Raw genomic sequence first — 4,122 nt, forward strand, 5'->3', positions numbered from 1 at the left:
CTGCGAGGATTTAATATACGGGATGATCCACCCAAATGCAAGAACTATTTTCGAATAATTTGAAAAAAGTTCGAGGCCAAGCAACGGGTACGAAACAACGGGTACGAAAAAACCCGGCTACCGTGGTAGTCGGGCTGTTGCGCTTGGAGCGGACAACGGGGCTCGAACCCGCGACCCCAACCTTGGCAAGGTTGTGCTCTACCAACTGAGCCATGTCCGCATATGTAAAACAAAACGGGCGCCGGAGCGCCCGGATGTTGCCTGGAGGCGAAGCCCGGATTCGAACCGGGGGTAAAGGCTTTGCAGGCCTCTGCCTTACCACTTGGCCACTTCGCCGAAAAAGGACCGCTTGAGACGGTCCGGAAATGCAATGGAGCGGACAACGGGGCTCGAACCCGCGACCCCAACCTTGGCAAGGTTGTGCTCTACCAACTGAGCCATGTCCGCTTGCGGGTTATTAATTTACGCGAGTTGCCCAAAAGACGCAAGTACTTTTTTCAAAAAAGTTGTCCGCCACATGCTCTTGGCAGATAAACATGTCAAAACGATTTACTAGGCGCACGATTCCAACGTTCCGCTAAACAGCTTGACCATCCGAACGCGCGTACCGGCACCATCCGTACGACGGGCAACCTCCACGTTGTCGACCAACATGCGCATGAGCTTGATTCCACGCCCGCGTTCCTCAGTCGTAACCGGCTCACTCGACCCGTCGATCGAATAGCCCGCCCCACGGTCGACGACCTCAATCACGACGCGATCACCATAGGCCTGAACCGTCAGGATGCATCCGATACCGTCCGCATGGTCATACGCGTTGCCCAGCGCCTCGCCCGATGCCAATGCGACGTCATAGCGCTCGTCACGACGCAGCGGAAGCGATTCAAGCAGCTCGGCAATACGGTGTCGGTAGTACGGAAGATTCTCGATGCCCTGGCGCACCTCGACGCTCTTGCTCCAGCGCGGCAACTCCCCCACCGGAATGGCAGGAATTGACTCGCGCGGCGGCCCTGCAACATGGAGGATGTCGACAAGTCGGGCAATCTCCAAAAAGCGAACGACCTCATCGGACGCATTAACAAGCGAAAGCAAGCCCTCGCGCCTCATGAGCTCCCTGGCACGCGTGAGCAAAAACGCCAAGCCCGTCGAATCGATGAAGCTCACAGTCTGGCAATTGATGACAACACGACGCACGCCCCGGCCGATCAAATTATCCAACCGTCGGCGCAACGCGGTCACCGAGGCGATGTCGATATCGCCCGGTGGCGTCAAAACCGCTATGTCATTCCACTCATTCATACGACCATGGTTCCCCAAAAGAGCTCGCTCGATGCATACGTGTCTGTAACTGCGAAGATTTTGCCCGTCAAGCGTCGCGGTCTACGATCGACCTCGTAAAAATTCAAGGGAAACCAGCGCGATGTCATCGTCCAGCGCCGACTCGGTAAAGCGGTCAAGCTCGCCCAAGACCTTACCGCAGATTCCCGATACGCCCTCACCCGAGACAGAGAGCAGAAGGTCGCGAAGGCGCTGCTCGCCAAAGAAAGCACCCGAGCGATCGCGTGCTTCAATCGTTCCGTCGGTATACATAAAGAGCATGTCACCAGGAGCGAACGTAAAGGCGCCCGTCTCGTACACCATGCTTTCAAAGGCACCGATTACGCCCGATTGACACCCAAGGAGCTCCACCTCTCCCCCTCGGGCTTCCGTGCCGCCAAGCGGCGTCGACGACGGTCTGATGACCATGGTGGGAGGATGTCCCGCCGAGCAATAGGTAGCTCGGCCCGCTTTAAGATCGATCTTGGCGATAAACGCCGTCACAAACGTCTCGACCCTCGAAAAGCCCATGAGCATACTATTGAGCGAGCGGGCCATGCGTGCAGGCCCCGCGCCCTCCCAGGCATAAGCCGTCAACGCTGTCTTAACGAGCGCCGACATCGACGCCGCCTCGATTCCCTTGCCGGACACATCACCCAAAATCATAACGGCGCAATCGTCGGGAAGACGAACAAGCGTATAGAAGTCGCCGCCGACCAACGCCGAATTCGTTGCCGATAGGTATACCGAATCGGTTGCGATACCCGGAACGTCACTAAGCGAATTTCTCATGCCAATCTGAAGCGTCTGAGCGATATGGCGCTCTTCGCGCTTTTGAGACTCGCCCTCATAGATCAACTCAAAGTCGTGCGCCAAATGCACCATGTAGTCGTATTCAAGATCGTCGATTGGCTCCTGGCTACCATCGCGGAGCAGCAAGGCGCGCGTCGTCGGCCCCTTGGCGACATCAGCAGGAACAATCGCATCGCTGCTTCGCTTGCCATCCGCCTCCGAGCGATAGCGCCCTGCTTCAATACCAGAGTCGACATATAGTCCCTGGCACGGCAGGCCGTGAGCCCTCAGCCATGCACCCATAGGCGTGGATTCGTCCACACGCGTTAGGCGCACGTGTTTAAGATCGTCAGCGCTCGTCCCGCCCAGCACCGACGTCTCGAACCCATCAGAAGTTGCCCCCAGACGCGCCGCTGGCGTCGTGACAGAAAAGAAGAGCGACTCCGGATCGCCCGGCAACGCCACACGACTGCCGCCCTCAAAATCGACGACATAGGATTCGAGGCACGCATCATACTCCACGGGGCAGAAATGACAATTGAGCACGGCGCAGATTTCCGACGACACGGCACGCGAGGCGGCAACAGGATCATCAAGGTAGGCAAACAACTCATCACGCAGCACATTGAGCGAGCGGCCGAGCTCTGCCGTACGACGCGAACGCAGGCTCGATGCCATGCCGACCAGCTGAATGGACAGGTAATCGCAAATGACTTCGAGCACGTTGACGTCATAGGCAAGCGGCGCCTGCGGACGTTTCCAACCGACCTCCAATACGCCAAGAACCTGAGTGCCATAAAAGACGGGAAGGCAGATCTCGCTACGATATGGGGGCATATCTTGCACGCGTAGCAGGTGCTTAGAACGATTGTCCAAGTCCATGAACATACCCGAGGCGACTCGATCGCCCTCCAGGTCCTGTTGAATCGACAAGCGGCACGCACGCGACTCGCGAAGCACATACGTCGGGATGCCTGCACCATACGGCATAAACTCGGGCAGGTAGCTGTCATGCAGCTCCTTAGAAACGCCGCGAAGCTTAAACCCGCCGCTCTCAGAAAAATAAATGGCAGCACCCGAGGCATCGAGCGTTCCTACAAGTTGGTTCAAAACGGTATCCAGCAAACTGGGCAGCTCATCGGAGCCTACCGTGCTCATAATGACCGACAACGTGCCCGAGAGGCGCTTATTCGCCACCCTGAGCTCCGATAGCGCACGCTTGAGCTGACGATCGTGCGAATACTGTTCTTCGATGCTATGGAGCACCACCAGGACGCGCGGCGCGCGGCGGCCAAAGATGCGAGGCGGTGTAACCGAGCCGGCACGAACGAGGACGGGAATAAAGGAACCGTCACTGAGCTTGAGCATCAACTCGCTCTCGGTTCCATTGGTCTCAAACGGAAGACGGTGCTCTGTCGCGCGCTCAAATGCCGAAGAGTACAAGAGATCTTTAACGTCGCCGTTGATCACATCGGGACGCTCTTCACACATCAGGTCGAGCAATCGATTATTCACATGCAAAATGGTTCCGTCGAGCTCGCAGATGATGACCGCATCGCTCGTGATCTCGACCAACTGGGCAACGTCTGCCCACTCGTTGCGCTCAAGCGTTTCCATCGTGAACCTCACCGTCTATCGGTAACAAAAAAGCCTCCGAAGAGGCTTCTCAAATGCGATGGTGTCGGAGGCGGGACTTGAACCCGCATGACCAAAAAGCGGTCACTAGCACCTCAAGCTAGCGCGTCTGCCAATTCCGCCACTCCGACATGCTATGTTGTTGATTCGCGGTTCGTTTTGTTAGACCCGCGCGTTCAACGAGGAAGATAATAACCTATGTTTCGAGAGCTGCGCAAGCACTTTTTTCAAAAAAGTTTACGAATTTGTAATTGCACAGGTAGATTCGTATGTCCGGTCCCGAATCGGTGTTGCCTCCCGGCGCGTCCTCGGGCATGAGCGATATTTTGCTTTGCACTTCGTGCTGCAAAATATCGCTCCCCCTGCGGAATGCGCCGG

The 4,122-nt window shown here is 56.7% G+C and carries 3 protein-coding genes and 4 tRNA genes; all 7 read right to left on the minus strand.

Annotated elements, in window-relative coordinates; all coding sequences use genetic code 11:
- Positions 1-144: 144 nt before the first annotated feature.
- Positions 145-220: transfer RNA gene (locus DW029_RS06245), tRNA-Gly, on the minus strand.
- A 42-nt stretch (positions 221-262) separates the two neighbouring features.
- A tRNA-Cys gene (locus DW029_RS06250) sits at positions 263-336 on the minus strand.
- 35 nt (positions 337-371) lie between these two features.
- Positions 372-447 (minus strand) — tRNA-Gly (locus DW029_RS06255).
- Between the two features lie 105 nt (positions 448-552).
- Entirely contained in the window at positions 553-1,299 is a 747-nt protein-coding gene (locus DW029_RS06260) for an anti-sigma factor antagonist (RefSeq protein ID WP_117735335.1), read from the minus strand.
- Positions 1,300-1,380: 81 nt separating this feature from the next.
- Complete coding sequence (locus DW029_RS06265; protein ID WP_118345569.1) at positions 1,381-3,726, minus strand: GAF domain-containing SpoIIE family protein phosphatase; 2,346 nt, start codon at positions 3,724-3,726, stop codon at positions 1,381-1,383.
- 59 nt (positions 3,727-3,785) lie between these two features.
- A tRNA-Leu gene (locus DW029_RS06270) sits at positions 3,786-3,875 on the minus strand.
- Between the two features lie 65 nt (positions 3,876-3,940).
- On the minus strand, positions 3,941-4,122 hold a 182-nt coding region (locus tag DW029_RS11685; protein ID WP_233543821.1), incomplete at its 5' end, for a hypothetical protein.

Source organism: Collinsella sp. AF38-3AC, assembly GCF_003474365.1.
In the GTDB taxonomy this organism is placed as follows: Bacteria; Actinomycetota; Coriobacteriia; order Coriobacteriales; family Coriobacteriaceae; genus Collinsella.